This is a genomic window from Bradyrhizobium sp. AUGA SZCCT0105 (assembly GCF_018129565.1).
Taxonomy (GTDB): Bacteria; Pseudomonadota; Alphaproteobacteria; order Rhizobiales; family Xanthobacteraceae; genus Bradyrhizobium.
Genome location: NZ_JAFCMK010000013.1, coordinates 70265 through 85467 on the forward strand (window position 1 = coordinate 70265; position 15203 = coordinate 85467).

The following is a 15203-nucleotide window of genomic DNA, read 5'->3' on the forward strand; positions in this document are numbered from 1 at the left end:
TGCGCGGCTCCGGCAAGCCGTTTTTCCCTTCGTTTTTTCATGCACTTACCGGCCGCATTGCAGATTTGCGACGCGCCCGCTTTGCCCGGCGGTTGCGAGGTCGCGAAGACCTGGTGGAACCGGCCTTCGCTACGCCCTGATCGTCCGATTATTGGCCGAAAATCACCGCGTGCATGATCCGCCCGGGCATGAAGGTGAAAAGCCCCGCAATGACCAGCGCGCCGAAGAAAATGCCCATCATCGTGAACTTGTGGCGGCGGACGTTGTGGCTCCGCGCGGCCGTCACGCCGAGCACCAGCATGACCAGCGAGAAGATCGACAGCAGATGGATCGGGCTCCACGGGCCCACCAGCTTGATCTGATGGATCCAGAACGAGCTCCCGGCGACCACCAGCATCAGGATCACCCAGATCCAGCCCAGCGTCCGGTGCGGCAGCGTGCCTTTCGGTGCGGCGAGCTGGATGGAGCCGAGCACGAAGGCAGCCATCGCGGCAAAGGCATGGAGCGGGATCGCAGGCGCAGCGTCGAGCAATGGCGCGAGGCTCATGATGGCAGCCCTCGAGTGAAGCTCACGACCAGACGTCGCTTGCCGCAGGCCAATGTAAATATCATTCACATTGGCCTGTGTCAAAGTCTGGGGAACTCGCGCTGATTGACATCAGATAAGCACGCTACGGCAGTAGGTTATATAGTTATCCTCATAATTCACATGAGAAAATTATCGTGGCAAATCATAGCGCCACTCCGGGAAATGACCTTCACGGAAACGCCGACCGACGGAATAGTCAAAGCTTCGGCCAACCAGTTGCCCAGAAAGCGCTGCTTCCGTACCTATTCCGACCAACCTCACGCAAAGATGCCCGCACTCAAGTTGGCTTCGACAGCACATGACCAACGTCCTATTCGTCTGCAGCGCCAACCGTCTGCGCAGTCCTACTGCAGAGCAGGTCTTTTCGACGTGGCCTGGCGTCGAGACGGACTCGGCTGGCATCTCGTCCGGTGCAAGCGTCCTGCTGTCCTCCGAACAGATCGATTGGGCCGACATCATTTTTGTGATGGAGAAGACCCATCGCAACAAGCTCAGGAGCCGGTTTCGGTCTCACCTGAACAACAAGCGCGTCATCTGTCTCGACATTCCCGACGACTATGAGTTCATGGATCCGGTCTTGGTCCGGATGCTTGAAAATCGTGTCGGTCGCTTCATTGCTCAGGCCGCACCGACCACACGAGACGAGCCGGACGAGCCCGCCCCGTAGGCCGTTTTGCGAAACGAACATCAGAACGGGATGTCGTCGTCCATGTCGCTGTTGCGGCTGCCGCCGCCGGCGGCGACCGCTCGGCGCGGCGCCGAGCTGACCGGACCGGACGAGCCGAAATCGCTGCCGCCGCCATCATCGGCGAAGCTGCCGCCTCCGCCGCTCCGCCCGTCGAGCATGGTGAGGTTGGAGTTGAAGCCCTGCAGCACGACCTCGGTCGAGTACTTCTCGACGCCGCTCTGGTCGGTCCATTTGCGGGTCTGCAACTGACCCTCGATGTACACCTTGGCGCCCTTCTTCAGATACTGCTCGGCGACCTTGCAGAGGCCTTCGTTGAAGATCACGACGCGGTGCCACTCGGTCTTTTCCTTGCGCTCGCCGGTGCCCTTGTCGCGCCAGGTCTCCGAGGTGGCGATGGAAAGATTTGCGATCGGACGGCCGTCCTGCGTCCGCCGGATCTCCGGATCCTTGCCGAGGTTTCCAACCAGGATCACCTTGTTCACGCTTCCTGCCATCGCATCATCTCCACTCAAAAACCGGGCGCCGGACATCGGCAGCCACTCTCAACCATCGCCACTTACTTGCAGGCGTCGCGAATGATCTATACGGCCGGTGCCGGCTCGATGCCCTCGCCGTCGCGCGGTTATCCACGATTATCGAGATATAGCACCGCAGCCGACGCTGTTCCAGTTTTGTTCGCCACAACCAGCCGTAGAAGCGGCCGATGGCCATGGCGTGGCTGCCGATTTCGCTCCCAGTCACCAGCGGGCTCCGACGCCTTACAAAAATGTAAGTTAAATCAAAGCCTTGACTTGCAGATACTTCTTCCGCGAGTGTTGCATTTGGGAGACGGCGTTTGCGGTTGAATCAGCGTATAGCTACCACCTATCAGATGGGCGCTCGCGTCTGAGATCGCGCTTCGGGACCTTTGGAAGCCGATTGGGGAGCTGGGGTTTGATTATGAAGAAGTTTTTGCTCGGTACGGTTGCTCTAATTGCGTTTGCCGCGCCCGCCGCGGCTGCCGATCTCGCGGCGCGCCCCTACACCAAGGCGCCGCCGATGATTGCTGCCGTCTATGACTGGAGCGGCTTCTACATCGGCGCCAACGGCGGCTGGGGCTCGAGCCACAATTGCTGGGACCAGGTCCCGGCCGGCATCTTCATCGGCTCGGATGGTTGCCATGATGCGACCGGCGGCGTTGCCGGTGGCCAGATCGGCTATCGCTGGCAGGCTGGCGCCTGGGTGTTCGGCCTCGAAGCGCAGGGCGACTGGGCTGACCTGAAGGGCAGCAACAACAGCGCGATCTTCCCGGGTCTGTTCACCAACCAGAGCAAGATCGACGCGTTCGGCCTGTTCACCGGCCAGATCGGCTACGCCGTCAACAACGTGCTGCTGTACGCCAAGGGCGGTGCGGCGTTGACCGACAACCGCTTCAGCACCTACTTCACGCCGACCGGCGTACTTGCCGGTCGCGCGAGCGACACGCGCTGGGGCGGCACCATCGGCGCCGGCATCGAAGTCGGCTTCGCGCCGAACTGGACCGCTGGTGTCGAATACGACCATCTGTTCATGCAGGACAAGACCTACAACCTCACCACCCCGACCGGCGCGCTGTTCAGCAGCATCCGCGATCGCCAGGACGTCGACCTCGTCACCGTCCGCGTGAACTACAAGTGGGGTGGCCCGGTGGTTGCGCGCTACTGATCGCGCGACACGGATTTGATCCAGACGAAAGGCCGGCCTCGCGCCGGCCTTTTTTGTTTGCCTGGTCGGCTTGTTTGTGTGGTCGGTGCGCTCCGCCGCAGCTGTGGTTCGTCAACGGCGGCGCCGCCGTCGGCGACATCCTGCATCGCTACAATGCAGGGCTCGCGCCGCCCTCGGTCTCGGCCAGCGACACGCGCTGGGGATGGACCGCCGGCGCCGGCGTCGAATACATGTTCGCCGCCAACTGGTCGGCCAAGCTCGAGTACAACTACATCGATCTCGGCAAGGTCGCGCCGATCCAGTACACGCCCGCGATCAACGATCGCTCGGAGTGGAAGGACACGTTCCACACCGTCAAGCTCGGCATCAATTACCACTTCAAGGCGGCGAGCCCGGTCGTATCAGCAAAATACTGAGCTACCGGCGGCCGCGCGGCGCATCTGCACAGCGAACACAGGAGCCGGCCTTGCGCCGGCTTTTTCGTTGCGTGCAAGCGCGCGCCTCGCGCGGGCCATTTTCCGTGCATTGTGGTTTCACGGATACACAACTTCCAAGATTTCTATGTAGAAACACCTGATCGTCACACGACACTGCTGTGACGTTCCCTTCAATGTTTGAAGGGACAACGAGAAAATGGGACTGGGACTTTGAAAATCAGGAATGCTTTGCTGGCATCGGCCGGCATGTTTGCCCTCAGCGCAATTGCACCGGCAATGGCCGCCGATATGGCGGCCCGCGCGCCTTACGTGAAGGCTCCGCCGCCGGCCGCGATCTACAACTGGACCGGCTTCTACATCGGCGGCTTCGGTGGCTATGCCAGCGAGGAATCCGGCAACCCGAAGATGGAAGGCGGCTTCGCCGGCGGCACCATCGGCTACAACTGGCAGACCAGCAACATCGTGTACGGCCTCGAGGCCGACGGCGCCTGGGCTGACGTCGACGCTTCGGCCAGCACGCTCGGCGTCACTGTGAAGAGCAAGGTCGACGCGCTCGGCACCGCGCGCGGCCGCATCGGCTTCGCCGTCGACAAGGTGCTGTTCTACGGCACCGGCGGCTACGCCTGGGTCGACAACAAGATCAGCGTCAGCGCGCTCGGCGTGACCGCTTCGCAGAGCAACTTCCACTCCGGCTGGACCGTCGGCGCCGGCATCGAGGCGTTCATCGCGCCGCAGTGGTCGGTCAAGGGCGAGTACCTGTATCGCAGCCTCGGCAGCGAGACCTACTTCGGCGTGCCTTCCCCCGACCTCAACCTGCACAGCGTCCAGTTCGGCGTGAACTATCACTTCGGCGGCCCGATCGTCGCCAAGTACTAAGCCAAGTACTAAGTTCGATCTGCGATCAGATCACACGGAAAGGCCGGCCTCGCGCCGGCCTTTTTCCGTCGGAGCGTTTTCGAGCGAAGTGGATCCCGGTTCGCGTAAAAGAAAACGCGTCAAAAGGGCTCTGGCGGAACCGGACCCTGCTGACGGCTGCTGCCATCAGGCAAACTATCCGTTGATGGACGCGACTCAGCACTGGAAATTGTCGGCCGTTCTTCCTACGTTCCAGTCTTCTCACCCATCGGCGCAAGGTCCCGGCAGCACCGGCGATGCGCGCCCAAAAGGCGCCCGATCATGCGCCCGGAAATGTCGCTATGGATGAAGTGCTCAAGGCGAAGCGCCAACAGAACGCCGGCTCCTCATCGCGCGCCATCACGATCCGCGGCGCGCGCGAACACAATCTGAAGAACATCGACGTCGAGATTCCGCGCGACAAGCTCGTGGTGTTCACCGGCCTGTCCGGCTCCGGCAAGTCGTCGCTCGCATTCGACACCATCTATGCCGAGGGCCAGCGCCGCTACGTCGAGTCGCTGTCGGCCTATGCGCGCCAGTTCCTCGAGATGATGCAGAAGCCGGATGTCGACCAGATCGACGGCCTGTCGCCCGCGATCTCGATCGAGCAGAAGACCACGTCGAAGAACCCGCGCTCCACCGTCGGCACCGTCACCGAGATCTACGACTATATGCGCCTGCTGTGGGCGCGCGTCGGCGTGCCCTATTCGCCGGCCACGGGCCTTCCGATCGAGAGCCAGACCGTCTCGCAGATGGTCGACCGCGTGCTGGCGCTGCCGGAAGGCACCCGCCTCTATCTGCTGGCGCCGGTCGTGCGCGGCCGCAAGGGCGAGTACAAGAAGGAGCTCGCCGAGTATCTCAAGAAGGGCTTTCAGCGCGTCAAGATCGACGGCACCTTCCATGAGCTGTCAGAGGCGCCCGCGCTCGACAAGAAATTCCCGCACGACATCGACGTCGTGGTCGACCGCATCGTGGTGCGCCCCGATCTCTCCCAGCGCCTCGCGGAAAGTTTTGAAACCGCGCTGAAGCTCGCCGAGGGCCTCGCCGTGATCGAGTATGCCGATGCGCCGGCGGCGGCACCGGCCGAGGACAAGAAGAAGACCGCAAAAATCCACGACAAGAGCGGGCCCGAGCGCATCCTGTTCTCGGAGAAGTTCGCCTGCCCGGTTTCCGGCTTCACGATCCCCGAGATCGAGCCGCGCCTGTTCTCGTTCAACAACCCCTATGGCGCGTGCCCTGCCTGCGGCGGCCTCGGCGTCGAGCAGCATATCGACGAGGACCTGGTCATCCCCGACAAGGAGCTGACCTTGCGCAAGGGCGCGATCGCGCCGTGGGCGAAATCGTCCTCGCCCTATTACATCCAGACCCTGACCGCGCTCGGCAAGCACTACAAGTTCACGCTCGACACCAAGTGGAAGGACCTGACCAAGAAGGTGCAGGCCGCGCTGCTGCACGGCTCCGGCGACGACGAGATCAAGTTCTCCTATGAGGACGGCGTCCGCTCCTACGACACCAAGAAGCCGTTCGAGGGCGTCGTCACCAACATCAACCGCCGCTACCGCGAAACCGAGAGCGAATGGGCGCGAGAGGAGCTCGGCAAGTATTTCTCCGACGTGCCCTGCGCCGGCTGCAACGGCTATCGGCTGAAGCCGGAGGCGCTGTGCGTCAAGATCGGCGGCAAGCACATCGGCGAGATCTCGGAGCTCTCGGTCAGGCGCGCCGGCGAATGGTTCGAGACCGTGCCGGAGGCGCTGAATGCGCAGCAGAACGAGATCGCGACGCGCATCCTGAAAGAAATCCGCGAGCGCCTGACCTTCCTGCTCGACGTCGGCCTCAACTATCTGACGCTGTCGCGCTCGTCGGGCACGCTGTCCGGCGGCGAGAGCCAGCGCATCCGCCTGGCCTCGCAGATCGGCTCGGGCCTGACCGGCGTGCTCTACGTGCTGGACGAGCCGTCGATCGGCCTGCACCAGCGCGACAACGCCCGCCTGCTCGACACGCTGAAGCGGCTTCGCGACCTCGGCAATACCGTGGTCGTGGTCGAGCATGACGAGGACGCCATCCGCCTCGCCGACTACGTGCTCGATATCGGGCCCGGCGCCGGCATGCATGGCGGCCACATCGTCGCCGAAGGCACGCCCGACCAGATCATGCGCAACCCGAAATCGCTGACCGGCAAATATCTCACCGGCGAGCTTTCGGTGCCCGTGCCCGACCGGCGGCCGCCGAACCACCGGCGCACCATCAAGGTCATCAATGCCCGCGGCAACAATCTGAAGAACGTCTCGGCCGAGATCCCGCTCGGCCTGTTCACCTGCGTGACCGGCGTCTCCGGTGGCGGCAAGTCGACCTTGCTGATCGACACGCTCTACAAGTCGATCGCGCGCAAGCTGAACAACGCCAGCGAAGGCGCGGCCCCGCACGACCGCATCGAGGGCCTCGAGCACATCGACAAGATCATCGACATCGACCAGTCGCCGATCGGCCGCACCCCGCGTTCGAACCCCGCGACCTATACCGGCGCCTTCACGCCGATCCGCGAATGGTTCGCCGGCCTCCCCGAGGCGAAGGCGCGCGGCTACGAGCCCGGGCGCTTCTCCTTCAACGTCAAGGGCGGCCGCTGCGAGGCCTGCCAGGGCGACGGCGTCATCAAGATCGAGATGCACTTCCTGCCCGACGTCTACGTCACCTGCGACACCTGCAAGGGCAAGCGCTACAACCGCGAGACTCTGGAGGTGCTGTTCAAGGGCAAGAGCATCGCCGACGTGCTCGACATGACCGTCGAGGAAGCCGCCGAATTCTTCAAGGCGGTGCCGCGCGTGCGTGAGACCTTCCAGACCCTGCACCGCGTCGGCCTCGACTACATCCATGTCGGCCAGCAGGCCACCACGCTGTCCGGCGGCGAGGCCCAGCGCGTCAAGCTGGCGAAGGAGCTGTCAAAGCGCGCCACCGGCCGCACGCTCTACATCCTGGACGAGCCGACCACCGGCCTGCACTTCCATGACGTGGCAAAACTTCTGGAGGTGCTGCACGAACTGGTCGCCCAGGGTAACACGGTCGTGGTGATCGAGCACAATCTCGAAGTCATCAAGACCGCCGACTGGGTCATCGACCTCGGCCCCGAAGGCGGCGACGGCGGCGGCGAGATCGTCGCCTGGGGCCCGCCGGAGGACATCGTCAAGGCGCCGCGCAGCTACACCGGCAAGTTTCTGGCCCCGGTGCTGAAGAAGGCGAACAGCAAGCCGAGGAAGAGCTCGGCGAGCGAGGCGGCGGAGTAGTTTAGGAAGCCCCCTATTCCGGGGTCAATCGTGGATATCCTCAGTGCGCCAAAGCGTTTTTGACTGGTCTTAGAATGGGCGTCGACTGGTTTCGCAAGCAGTCTTGGTCGCAAGAGGATCAAACCGAATTTTGGCGGCGCTTGAACAGAGCGCGGGAGACAAATCGGGCGCAGTACGTCTTCGTTCAAGGCTTCACTCTGATGGAAATCGGGCAGCGATACGACGCCGATGCGATAGCTCTCTTCAACCACGTGATCGATCGCTACCCTAATTCCATTACCGTCGTGCAAGCGCTCTCCGCAAAAGCCGACTGTCTTTTAAGGTCAAGAGACATTGAGGGCGCGCTGACTTACTATGAGCATGCGATCCAGAGGATGCGTGTCAAGCCGAGTGTCCAGACATGGGCGTGGCTTGAACTTGCGTGGGTCGTCGCGACTAACGAACTCTCGAACCGCTATGAGACTGCCCTTGCGGTCCTTGATGAGTTCGGGAATCGAGCAGCATTGTTTCCCGTGGTAGTATTCCGCGTCTACGGTAGCCGCGCCCTCATCATGAACACCTATGGATTGACCGACCTTGCCGCGAACAACGCACGCACAGCGCTTAGTGCGGCCGACCAGGAAGAGTCCGGACTTCGATACCGTCCGAAGATCGGTGTTGTGGGACCAAGGTACGATGACATCCGGGCACGCTTAGCGGCAATTGCGTCCGCGTGAAATTCGGTACCGGGCACGCTGGTAAGCAGCGCGGACCAGCGCGTAGGATGGGTAGAGCGAAGCGAAACCCATCAACTCATCCTGCGGCCCGAATGATGGGTATCGCTTCGTTCCACCCATTCTACGGATTCCCTCGGTAAGTGGCTATCTGCCAGACGTTCGCCCATGTATCCCGGACCATCGCGCGCCTGTCGCCATAAGGCGTATCCGCAGGGGTCTCGACCGATTCGGCGCCAGCGGCGATCGCTCGCCGGTAGGTCTCGTCCGCATCCTGAACATACACATAGAGAAAGGCCGGCATGGCCTCGCGGACGCCTCCGCCGTCGCTGATCAGGACGATCGAGTCTCCGATCCGAATTTCCGTTGGCGCGCCGGACCGGACTTCGCCTTTCGCATCAAAAACGTCTCGCAGGAATCTGGCCAAGCTGGTGAGGTCGCGCGTGACAATTCGCGGTATGACGGAAGGCCAGCCGGCGGGCTTGAACTGGGGCATGCGTCTGTCTTTGCCTAGGCCACGACGATGCGTCGTAGATTAGAGCAGTAGCCCGGATGAGCGAAGCGATATCCGGGAGCCTTCTCGTAGTCGTCGACCTCTGTCCCGAGCCTATCATCGGGCGCGCGTTCGCGCGACCCGTTGGCTCGTGCGGGCTACCAACCGTCCCCTGCCACCGCGCTACACCGCCCAATAATTCGGGTGCGTATAGGCGTGCGAGCGGTCGCCCCAGTCGAATTCGTCACCGTCGAACTCGGATGGGCCGGTGCGCAGATCGTCCAGCGTGACCTCGGCCTCGAAGGCCTGGCGCGCGGGGTCGAATTTCAAGGCCGTCCACTTGACCGGATAATGGTGGTGGCTGCTGAGCACGCCACCGGTTTTGATCACGGCGTACGCCACCGTTCCGCTCACCTTGTCGAGCATCAGCCGCTCGATCGATCCGAGCTTTGAGCCGTCGCGCCCGAACACGCAGACATGCTCGACGCGGTCGCTGGGCACCAAGGTATGATGCATGGCATCCTCCCTGTTTTCCCTGGTTCAACTGACATTATAGCACCAGAGCACGCCCGATGTGCAGAGATCGCATCCACCCCGGCGCGCCAAACCCGCTTGCTCACCGCCGCGACTTCACCCACCGCAGCCAGTCCCGGTAGCGGTCGCCCCGATGCCTTCGCGGCGATACCCGACCTTGAGCCGTCAAGAAAATTCGGCTGCGCCTTGATCCAGCGCAAACTCCGGGACGGTCTTTTCGTCTACTGATTTATTCAGCTTTCTGCGTGGATCACTGCCATGATCATCGACATTCTGTCCCGGGAACACCGCAATATCGAGCGGCTGCTTACCGTACTTGAGCACGAGCTGGATATCTTCGATCACGCCGGCCGGCCGGACTACGAGGTGATCGGCAGCATCATCGCCTATTTCGAGGTCTACACAGAACTTTACCATCACCGCCAGGAAGATCTGATCTTCGCTAGGCTCCAGCTCCGCGATCCGGTCGCCGCCGCGAAAATCGGCGATCTCGCGCGCGAGCATCAAAAGGGCTCCGATCGCCTGCACAGCGTCGCGCACGCCGTCGCCAATGTGCGCGCGGGGGCCGAGATTCCGCGCGAGAATGTCGACGCCATCATCCGCGATTTCCTGGCCCACGAACGGCGGCACATCATGATGGAAGACCGCGATTTCTTCCCGACCGCGATCAAGGTATTGACGGCGCAGGACTGGGCCGAAATCGCGTCCGCCCGCTCCCCGCACAAGGATCCGCTGTTCAGCGATGTGACCGAAGCGCGGTTCGACGTCCTGCGCAACCACATCATGGAGCTGGAGAAGGAGGCGGAAGCCGAGCGGCATTAGTCACCGTGCCGGGCGGCTGCCGGCACATCGACCCACATTCTCACCGATTGCAATCCAATCCATTTCCGGAGACTCTCATGATGGGAATGAAATTCGGCGCCGCCTGCTCTGTCGGCAGCGTTGCGCTCGCCGCCACCTTGCTCGCAACGTCCCCCGCGCCGGTCCGGGCGATGGACGGTGACCCGATCGCGGGCCAGGCCATCTTCCAGCGCACCTGCGTGAACTGCCATTCGCTCGACGTCGGCGTGAACAAGGTCGGCCCGAGCCTGTGGCACATCGTGGGCCGCCAGCCGGCGTCGGTCCAGGGCTTCGACTATTCGGACGCCATGCGCGGCAAGAAGACCCCCTGGGACGCAGCAGCGCTGGATACCTACCTCGCCGATCCTCGCGGCGACGTTCACGGCGTGAAGATGTTCTTCAAGGGGCTGCCCGACGCTCATGATCGCGCCGACGTCATTGCCTATCTGAAGACCGCGCGCTGAATCTCGCAGCGCGCGTGCGATGAAGGAGCCGGCATGTCGCTTCGCTCATGCGGGCTACCGGCCACAGCTACTCCGTCCGTCTCAGGAACGCCCCGAACGCGCGCGGGCCGTCACCGACCTTGACCTCACCGACCACCTTCATCTCGGCGACGTCGATCACGCTCAGCGTATTGCTCTCCCAGTTCGCGACCACGATGCGCTTGCCGTCGGCTGTTGCCTCGATGCCTTCGGGGTAGTCGCCGACCGTGATCCGCTTCATCGGCTGCATTGTCGCGAGGTCGAACACGCTGACCTTGCCGTCATACTGGTCGGTGACGAATCCGCGGCCCTGCGCCAGCGCCACCGCATAGGGGCGCAGGCCGACATGGACGCGGCCGATCTCGTGGGCGGTTAAGATGTCGATCACGGAGACGTCGTTGGAGCCGACATTGGCGGTGTAGGCGCGCTTGCCTTCGGCATCGATGGTGACGCCGAACGGACGGGTCCCGACCTTCACGACCCCTCGCCGCTCGTGCGCGGAAATGTCCGTTATCGACACGCTGTCGTCGTCGCGGTCGGCCGAGAGCAGCAGCCGCCCGTCCGGCGTCACGGCCAGCCCGGACGGCGATGCGCCGACCGCAAGACTGGCGACGACGCGCTGCTCCCTGGCATCGATCACCCGCACCGCGGCGGCGTACCAGTCGGCGACATAGACGGTCGCGCCGTCGGGCGCCACCGCGATGCCGAGCGGCCCGCCGCCGACGTCGATCCGGCCGACCACCATTCGCGCCGACGCGTCGACCACCGTGACAGCCTTGGCATCGGGGCTCGTGACATAGGCGAAGCGGCCGTCATGGCTGACCGCAATGCCCGCGGGCTTGCCGCCGATCGGGATCGTCGCGACTGGCTTCGAGGTCGCAAGATCGACCACCGTCAGATCGTCGCTGAGCTGGTTGGTGACGAACGCCTCCTCGGCGCGCGCGCCGCTGAAGCCGGCGAGCAGCGCCAGCAGCGCGACCGCGCGCATGCTCAGCTTCCGCTCTCGATCTTCTTCTTCAGCGCCGCCAGGCCGCCCCTGTACAGCTCGCTCACCGCCTTCACCGCAGCCTCGTCGTTCAGCTCCGGCGGCGGATCGTTGTTCGGAAAGCCGCGATAGAACGCGCCGGCCCATTCCAGCTTCGCCTTGCCGCCGGGCGCCGGCGACACCGACAGCGTCGAGGAGTAATTGGTGACCGGCAGCACCTTCACGTCGACCGCCGTGATCCGGTACGAATAGCTCATCATCTCGGGCTCATATTTGTAGAGCTCCTCGTCAATGGTAATGCCGGGCGCCAGTGTCAGCCGCCGCGTGGCGCCGATCTCGTTGCCCTTCTCGCCCTCGGTCTTGGCGACGCCGGCAAGCCAGCTCATGTCCTGGAAATTGCCGATCACGGCCCACACCTTGGCCTGCGGCGCGTCGATCTCGATGGATTCCCGCACCTTCTGGCGGGTCGGCCCATGGGCCCAGGCGGCCCCCAATACGGCCAATGCCGCCACCACCACGCCAGCCTTCGCGATCGTCAGCCTCATCCTTGTTCCTCTCCCGATGTCTGTCGGCCCCGCGCCGCCTGGCGCATCCCGCAGTTTATGGTTCGAGCTTCTAGACTAGATCGTGGGCCGGCTTCTTGCACCAGAGCGAAGTCGCCTGCGCCGGCTTCCCCGGGAGACAAGCCCGCCGGGATCGGCGTCAATCCTCGATCGCCGCCTCGACGAACCCCTTCGGGTCGTCGCAGAACTCGCGCATCAGCCGGTAATGATCGGTCTCGCGCAGGCTGACCGGCTCGAGGCCGTATTTACTCAGCCGCAGCAGCGTCGCGTCGGGATAGGCCATCAGGACCGGCGCATGCGTGGCCATGATCACCTGGCAGTGGCCGGTGCCGTTCATCCGGTGCAACAGCTTGAGGAATTCAATCTGCCGTGACGGCGACAGGGCGGATTCCGGCTCGTCGAAGATGAAGATGCCCTGCCGTTGGCAGCGTTCCTCGAAAAAGCGCAGGAAGCCCTCGCCGTGGGAATAGGACAGGAAGTTCGGCGGCAGGTCTCGGACGTCGATCGCGGCCTGATCCAGATAGCGGGCGACCGAAAAGAAGCTTTCCGCCCGGAAGAACCAGCCGTTGGTGATCTTGGGCAGCCAGCTCGCGCGAAGCGCTGACGCAAGCGAGCCGCCCATCTTCTCCACGGCATTGCTGTGGTCGACCGCGCGATAGCCCTTGCCGCCGCCGGCATCGTCATAGCCCGCCATCACTGCGATACCTTCCAGCAGCGTCGACTTGCCGGTGCCGTTCTCGCCGACGATGATGGTGATCGCCTTGTCGAAGCTGAGTTCGAATTCGTCGCGCAGCAGCGGCAGCACGAACGGATATGCGTTGCGATTGGGAATGTGCTCGGGATCGAGCCAGACGCGCCGGAGATACGGCGCGGGCATGTTGATCGGGCGATGTCGTCCTCTGGCCATTCGTTCTGCTTCCGGCACTCTGCGGCGGCGCCAACCACGATCCCAGATAGAGGTGAATCCGTCAAGAACACAACGGGAACACGCGGCCTGGTCTGGCGCACACGTCGGCGCACAATGCTAGGTTCAACGTCCCGCGCATACGACGCGGAATCAGCAAGCCTTGTTGGGATTCCCGAAATGACAACCTCGCCTCCAGAAGGGTTCAAGCTCCTGCCGAGCCGCCCAGGGTTTATCGACCATAATGGCCCCTACTACTGGCGCGAGACCGGCGACGCCGCGCCCGAATGGGGGTTTCAGAGCGACGACCGGCACGGCAATCCCTACGGCTACATTCACGGCGGGGCGATCCTCGGCTTTCTCGATACCGCCCTTGGCAGTGCCGTGTTCATGGCAACGAAACGCAAATGCGCGACCGTTTCGCTGGACACCCGCTTCGTCGGCGGCGTCGCGCCTGGTCCATGGATCATCGGCCGCACGACCGTGAAGAAGGTGACGCGGACCTTCGCCTTCGTCGATGCTGAGGCCTTCGCCGACGACAGACTGCTGGTGACGGCCGCGGCCGTCTTCCGCGTCTTCGACGAATGAGCGCATGCCAAGCCGCGCCTACATGCTGTTCCGCAAAGCGGTCCTCACCGAGCAGCAGGTGGTCTGCATCTATGACGGCCGGCCGCGCGAGCTCTGCCCGGCCACAACAAGAGCGGTGAAGAGGTCGTGCTGGCCTGGCAGTTCGCCGGCGAGAGCTCCGGCAAGCTGCCGCAATGGCGCTGCCTGCGGCTTGCCCAGGTCAGCACGATCAGCTTGCGCAAGGGCCACTGGCACGAGGGCGGCTCGCACCGCACCGAGCAGACCTGTGTCAGCGCGATCGACCTCGACATCAACATCCATGTCCGCAAGCGCAGATGAACCCGGCGCGTCGCGGTCGCATCAGATAAACTTTCCGGGCTTGGCCATGAACTGATCAATAGCGGTCTTCAGTTTGCCCTCCAGCTCGCTTTGACCGCTCCAGAACAGCGTCGGCACGTCGAACACGTCGAACGGCAGCTTGGTTCCCGCGTAAGCCGTCTGGATGACGGCCTTGCCGCTGGCGCGCGCGAAGCCCAACTCGTAGAAGACATTCGGACGTGCGCCGCTGACCTCGGCGATGACAAAGGCCGCACGCCGAATGCCGGCAAAGATCGCCGGAACGATACGTTCATTGCTGTCGAGATGGTTGTCGACCTTGACCGCCGAGAAGCCCTTCTCGCGGCAGACCCGGCCGAATGTCGCGTAGGCGTCCGTCAGGTGCGGAACGTTCTCGAACGACATCACGACGAACACTTCGGTCGACAGGATCGCGCGTTCGGCCAGCGTGACCACCTCGGCCGCGTACTGCTCGACCACCTCGTCGTTCTCGTCGGTCATGAAGCGGTTCAAGGCCTGGTAATCCTCGCGCGAAAGGTTCGAGACCCCTCGTCGCTCGAACGACGCCAGTTCGTCGACATGGATGTCCGTCGCCGCGCCGCCGAATGTCGCGACCGCCAGGATTGGCTTGTTCGCGAACCGGCCCCAGCTTGCGGCGTGCTGCGTCCCGTCCCACCCGCCGATGATGATCATCGCGTCGCATTCATGCACCGGCTCGGGAAACGCGAATCCGCGCGGGACCTGGGACCAGTCGCCGAGCTGCGACCGCGTGATCTCGCCGATTCTGTGGATCGGCGTCGTGGTGCGGGTGACCCAGGAATGGATCACCTTGTTCGGATCCAGCCTCCTGGATTGCGCTGCGGCTGAGGCGGCTTGCGCAACGACGAGATCGAGCTGGGTACGGCAACCACCGAGCAGCGCATGGCCTCTCAGCACCGTCTGTCGACCAAGCGCTTCGGCGAAGCGCCTGCGCATCGGCCCTGTCTCATCCTTCTCGTACAGACCGCCCGCCACCAGCAATTTGGCCATGGTCTCTTCCCCAATATGTCTCGCTCAAAAATAAACCCGACCTCGCTCCTGTCGGCGCAATGACGCAACAATAAAGGCGTTTCTCGATCAACTCAATTCTAACGTGCAGAGATTTTCAGAAACAGCTTGAATACGGGCTCCGGTTCCCGCGAAGCCCAACATGTCGCGAAACTGCGGATGTATGTCTC

General features: G+C 63.2%; 17 protein-coding genes and 1 pseudogene. 10 read left to right on the forward strand and 8 right to left on the reverse strand.

Annotated features, from left to right (window positions below; genetic code table 11):
- Positions 1 to 148 precede the first annotated feature (148 nt).
- Positions 149 to 547 (reverse strand): DUF2306 domain-containing protein, encoded by a 399-nt coding sequence (locus JQ573_RS36035; protein WP_212319661.1) that lies wholly within the window; start codon positions 545 to 547, stop codon positions 149 to 151.
- A 340-nt stretch (positions 548 to 887) separates the two neighbouring features.
- Here JQ573_RS36035 and JQ573_RS36040 point away from each other — a divergent pair, with 340 nt between their 5' ends.
- A complete protein-coding gene (locus tag JQ573_RS36040) occupies positions 888 to 1256 on the forward strand; it encodes a low molecular weight protein tyrosine phosphatase family protein (protein ID WP_212319658.1) in 369 nt (122 codons plus the stop codon).
- 20 nt (positions 1257 to 1276) lie between these two features.
- Here JQ573_RS36040 and JQ573_RS36045 read toward each other — a convergent pair whose 3' ends face one another.
- Positions 1277 to 1771 (reverse strand): single-stranded DNA-binding protein, encoded by a 495-nt coding sequence (locus JQ573_RS36045; protein ID WP_092114064.1) that lies wholly within the window; start codon positions 1769 to 1771, stop codon positions 1277 to 1279.
- A gap of 445 nt (positions 1772 to 2216) precedes the next feature.
- Between JQ573_RS36045 and JQ573_RS36050 the strand changes: the two genes are divergently transcribed.
- The 5 genes and pseudogenes from JQ573_RS36050 to JQ573_RS36070 all read left to right on the forward strand — a co-directional run bounded on the left by JQ573_RS36050 (position 2217) and on the right by JQ573_RS36070 (position 8285).
- Positions 2217 to 2960, forward strand: a complete 744-nt coding sequence (locus JQ573_RS36050; protein WP_212319656.1) for an outer membrane protein — start codon at positions 2217 to 2219, stop codon at positions 2958 to 2960.
- An 80-nt stretch (positions 2961 to 3040) separates the two neighbouring features.
- Positions 3041 to 3376, forward strand: a pseudogene (locus tag JQ573_RS36055) (outer membrane protein); the annotation flags it as partial.
- A 237-nt stretch (positions 3377 to 3613) separates the two neighbouring features.
- On the forward strand, positions 3614 to 4273 hold the full coding sequence (locus JQ573_RS36060) for an outer membrane protein (RefSeq protein ID WP_212319748.1): 660 nt from the start codon (positions 3614 to 3616) through the stop codon (positions 4271 to 4273).
- Positions 4274 to 4593: 320 nt separating this feature from the next.
- Positions 4594 to 7569 carry an excinuclease ABC subunit UvrA gene (gene uvrA / locus JQ573_RS36065; protein WP_212319652.1) on the forward strand — a complete coding sequence of 992 codons (2976 nt, stop codon included), beginning with the start codon at positions 4594 to 4596 and terminating at the stop codon, positions 7567 to 7569.
- A 74-nt stretch (positions 7570 to 7643) separates the two neighbouring features.
- Positions 7644 to 8285, forward strand: a complete 642-nt coding sequence (locus tag JQ573_RS36070; protein ID WP_212319650.1) for a tol-pal system YbgF family protein — start codon at positions 7644 to 7646, stop codon at positions 8283 to 8285.
- 121 nt (positions 8286 to 8406) lie between these two features.
- Here JQ573_RS36070 and JQ573_RS36075 read toward each other — a convergent pair whose 3' ends face one another.
- Together JQ573_RS36075 and JQ573_RS36080 are read right to left on the reverse strand one after the other, a co-directional pair.
- Complete coding sequence (locus tag JQ573_RS36075; RefSeq protein WP_212319648.1) at positions 8407 to 8778, reverse strand: glyoxalase/bleomycin resistance/extradiol dioxygenase family protein; 372 nt, start codon at positions 8776 to 8778, stop codon at positions 8407 to 8409.
- Positions 8779 to 8958: 180 nt separating this feature from the next.
- A complete protein-coding gene (locus JQ573_RS36080) occupies positions 8959 to 9291 on the reverse strand; it encodes a PRC-barrel domain-containing protein (RefSeq protein WP_050400497.1) in 333 nt (110 codons plus the stop codon).
- Between the two features lie 276 nt (positions 9292 to 9567).
- Here JQ573_RS36080 and JQ573_RS36085 point away from each other — a divergent pair, with 276 nt between their 5' ends.
- The gene (locus JQ573_RS36085; RefSeq protein ID WP_212319646.1) at positions 9568 to 10131 is read left to right on the forward strand and encodes a hemerythrin domain-containing protein; all 564 of its coding nucleotides are present in this window, start codon (positions 9568 to 9570) and stop codon (positions 10129 to 10131) included.
- A 77-nt stretch (positions 10132 to 10208) separates the two neighbouring features.
- Positions 10209 to 10613, forward strand: coding sequence for a cytochrome c family protein (locus tag JQ573_RS36090; RefSeq protein ID WP_249132683.1), 405 nt, complete (start codon positions 10209 to 10211; stop codon positions 10611 to 10613).
- A gap of 67 nt (positions 10614 to 10680) precedes the next feature.
- On the opposite strand, the gene JQ573_RS36095 is transcribed toward JQ573_RS36090, so the two are convergent.
- The 3 genes from JQ573_RS36095 to JQ573_RS36105 form a co-directional block, all read right to left on the reverse strand.
- Positions 10681 to 11619, reverse strand: a complete 939-nt coding sequence (locus JQ573_RS36095; RefSeq protein WP_212319643.1) for a cytochrome D1 domain-containing protein — start codon at positions 11617 to 11619, stop codon at positions 10681 to 10683.
- A 2-nt stretch (positions 11620 to 11621) separates the two neighbouring features.
- Positions 11622 to 12161, reverse strand: coding sequence for an SRPBCC family protein (locus JQ573_RS36100; RefSeq protein ID WP_097672157.1), 540 nt, complete (start codon positions 12159 to 12161; stop codon positions 11622 to 11624).
- A 157-nt stretch (positions 12162 to 12318) separates the two neighbouring features.
- Positions 12319 to 13086 (reverse strand): AAA family ATPase, encoded by a 768-nt coding sequence (locus JQ573_RS36105; protein ID WP_212319641.1) that lies wholly within the window; start codon positions 13084 to 13086, stop codon positions 12319 to 12321.
- Positions 13087 to 13263: 177 nt separating this feature from the next.
- Here JQ573_RS36105 and JQ573_RS36110 point away from each other — a divergent pair, with 177 nt between their 5' ends.
- Positions 13264 to 13671: a PaaI family thioesterase gene (locus JQ573_RS36110; protein WP_212319639.1), complete on the forward strand. Its 408-nt coding sequence runs from the start codon at positions 13264 to 13266 to the stop codon at positions 13669 to 13671.
- Between the two features lie 126 nt (positions 13672 to 13797).
- Entirely contained in the window at positions 13798 to 13989 is a 192-nt protein-coding gene (locus tag JQ573_RS36115; protein ID WP_212319637.1) for a hypothetical protein, read from the forward strand.
- Between the two features lie 21 nt (positions 13990 to 14010).
- On the opposite strand, the gene JQ573_RS36120 is transcribed toward JQ573_RS36115, so the two are convergent.
- Positions 14011 to 15015 carry a hypothetical protein gene (locus JQ573_RS36120; RefSeq protein WP_092114046.1) on the reverse strand — a complete coding sequence of 335 codons (1005 nt, stop codon included), beginning with the start codon at positions 15013 to 15015 and terminating at the stop codon, positions 14011 to 14013.
- Positions 15016 to 15203: the final 188 nt, after the last annotated feature.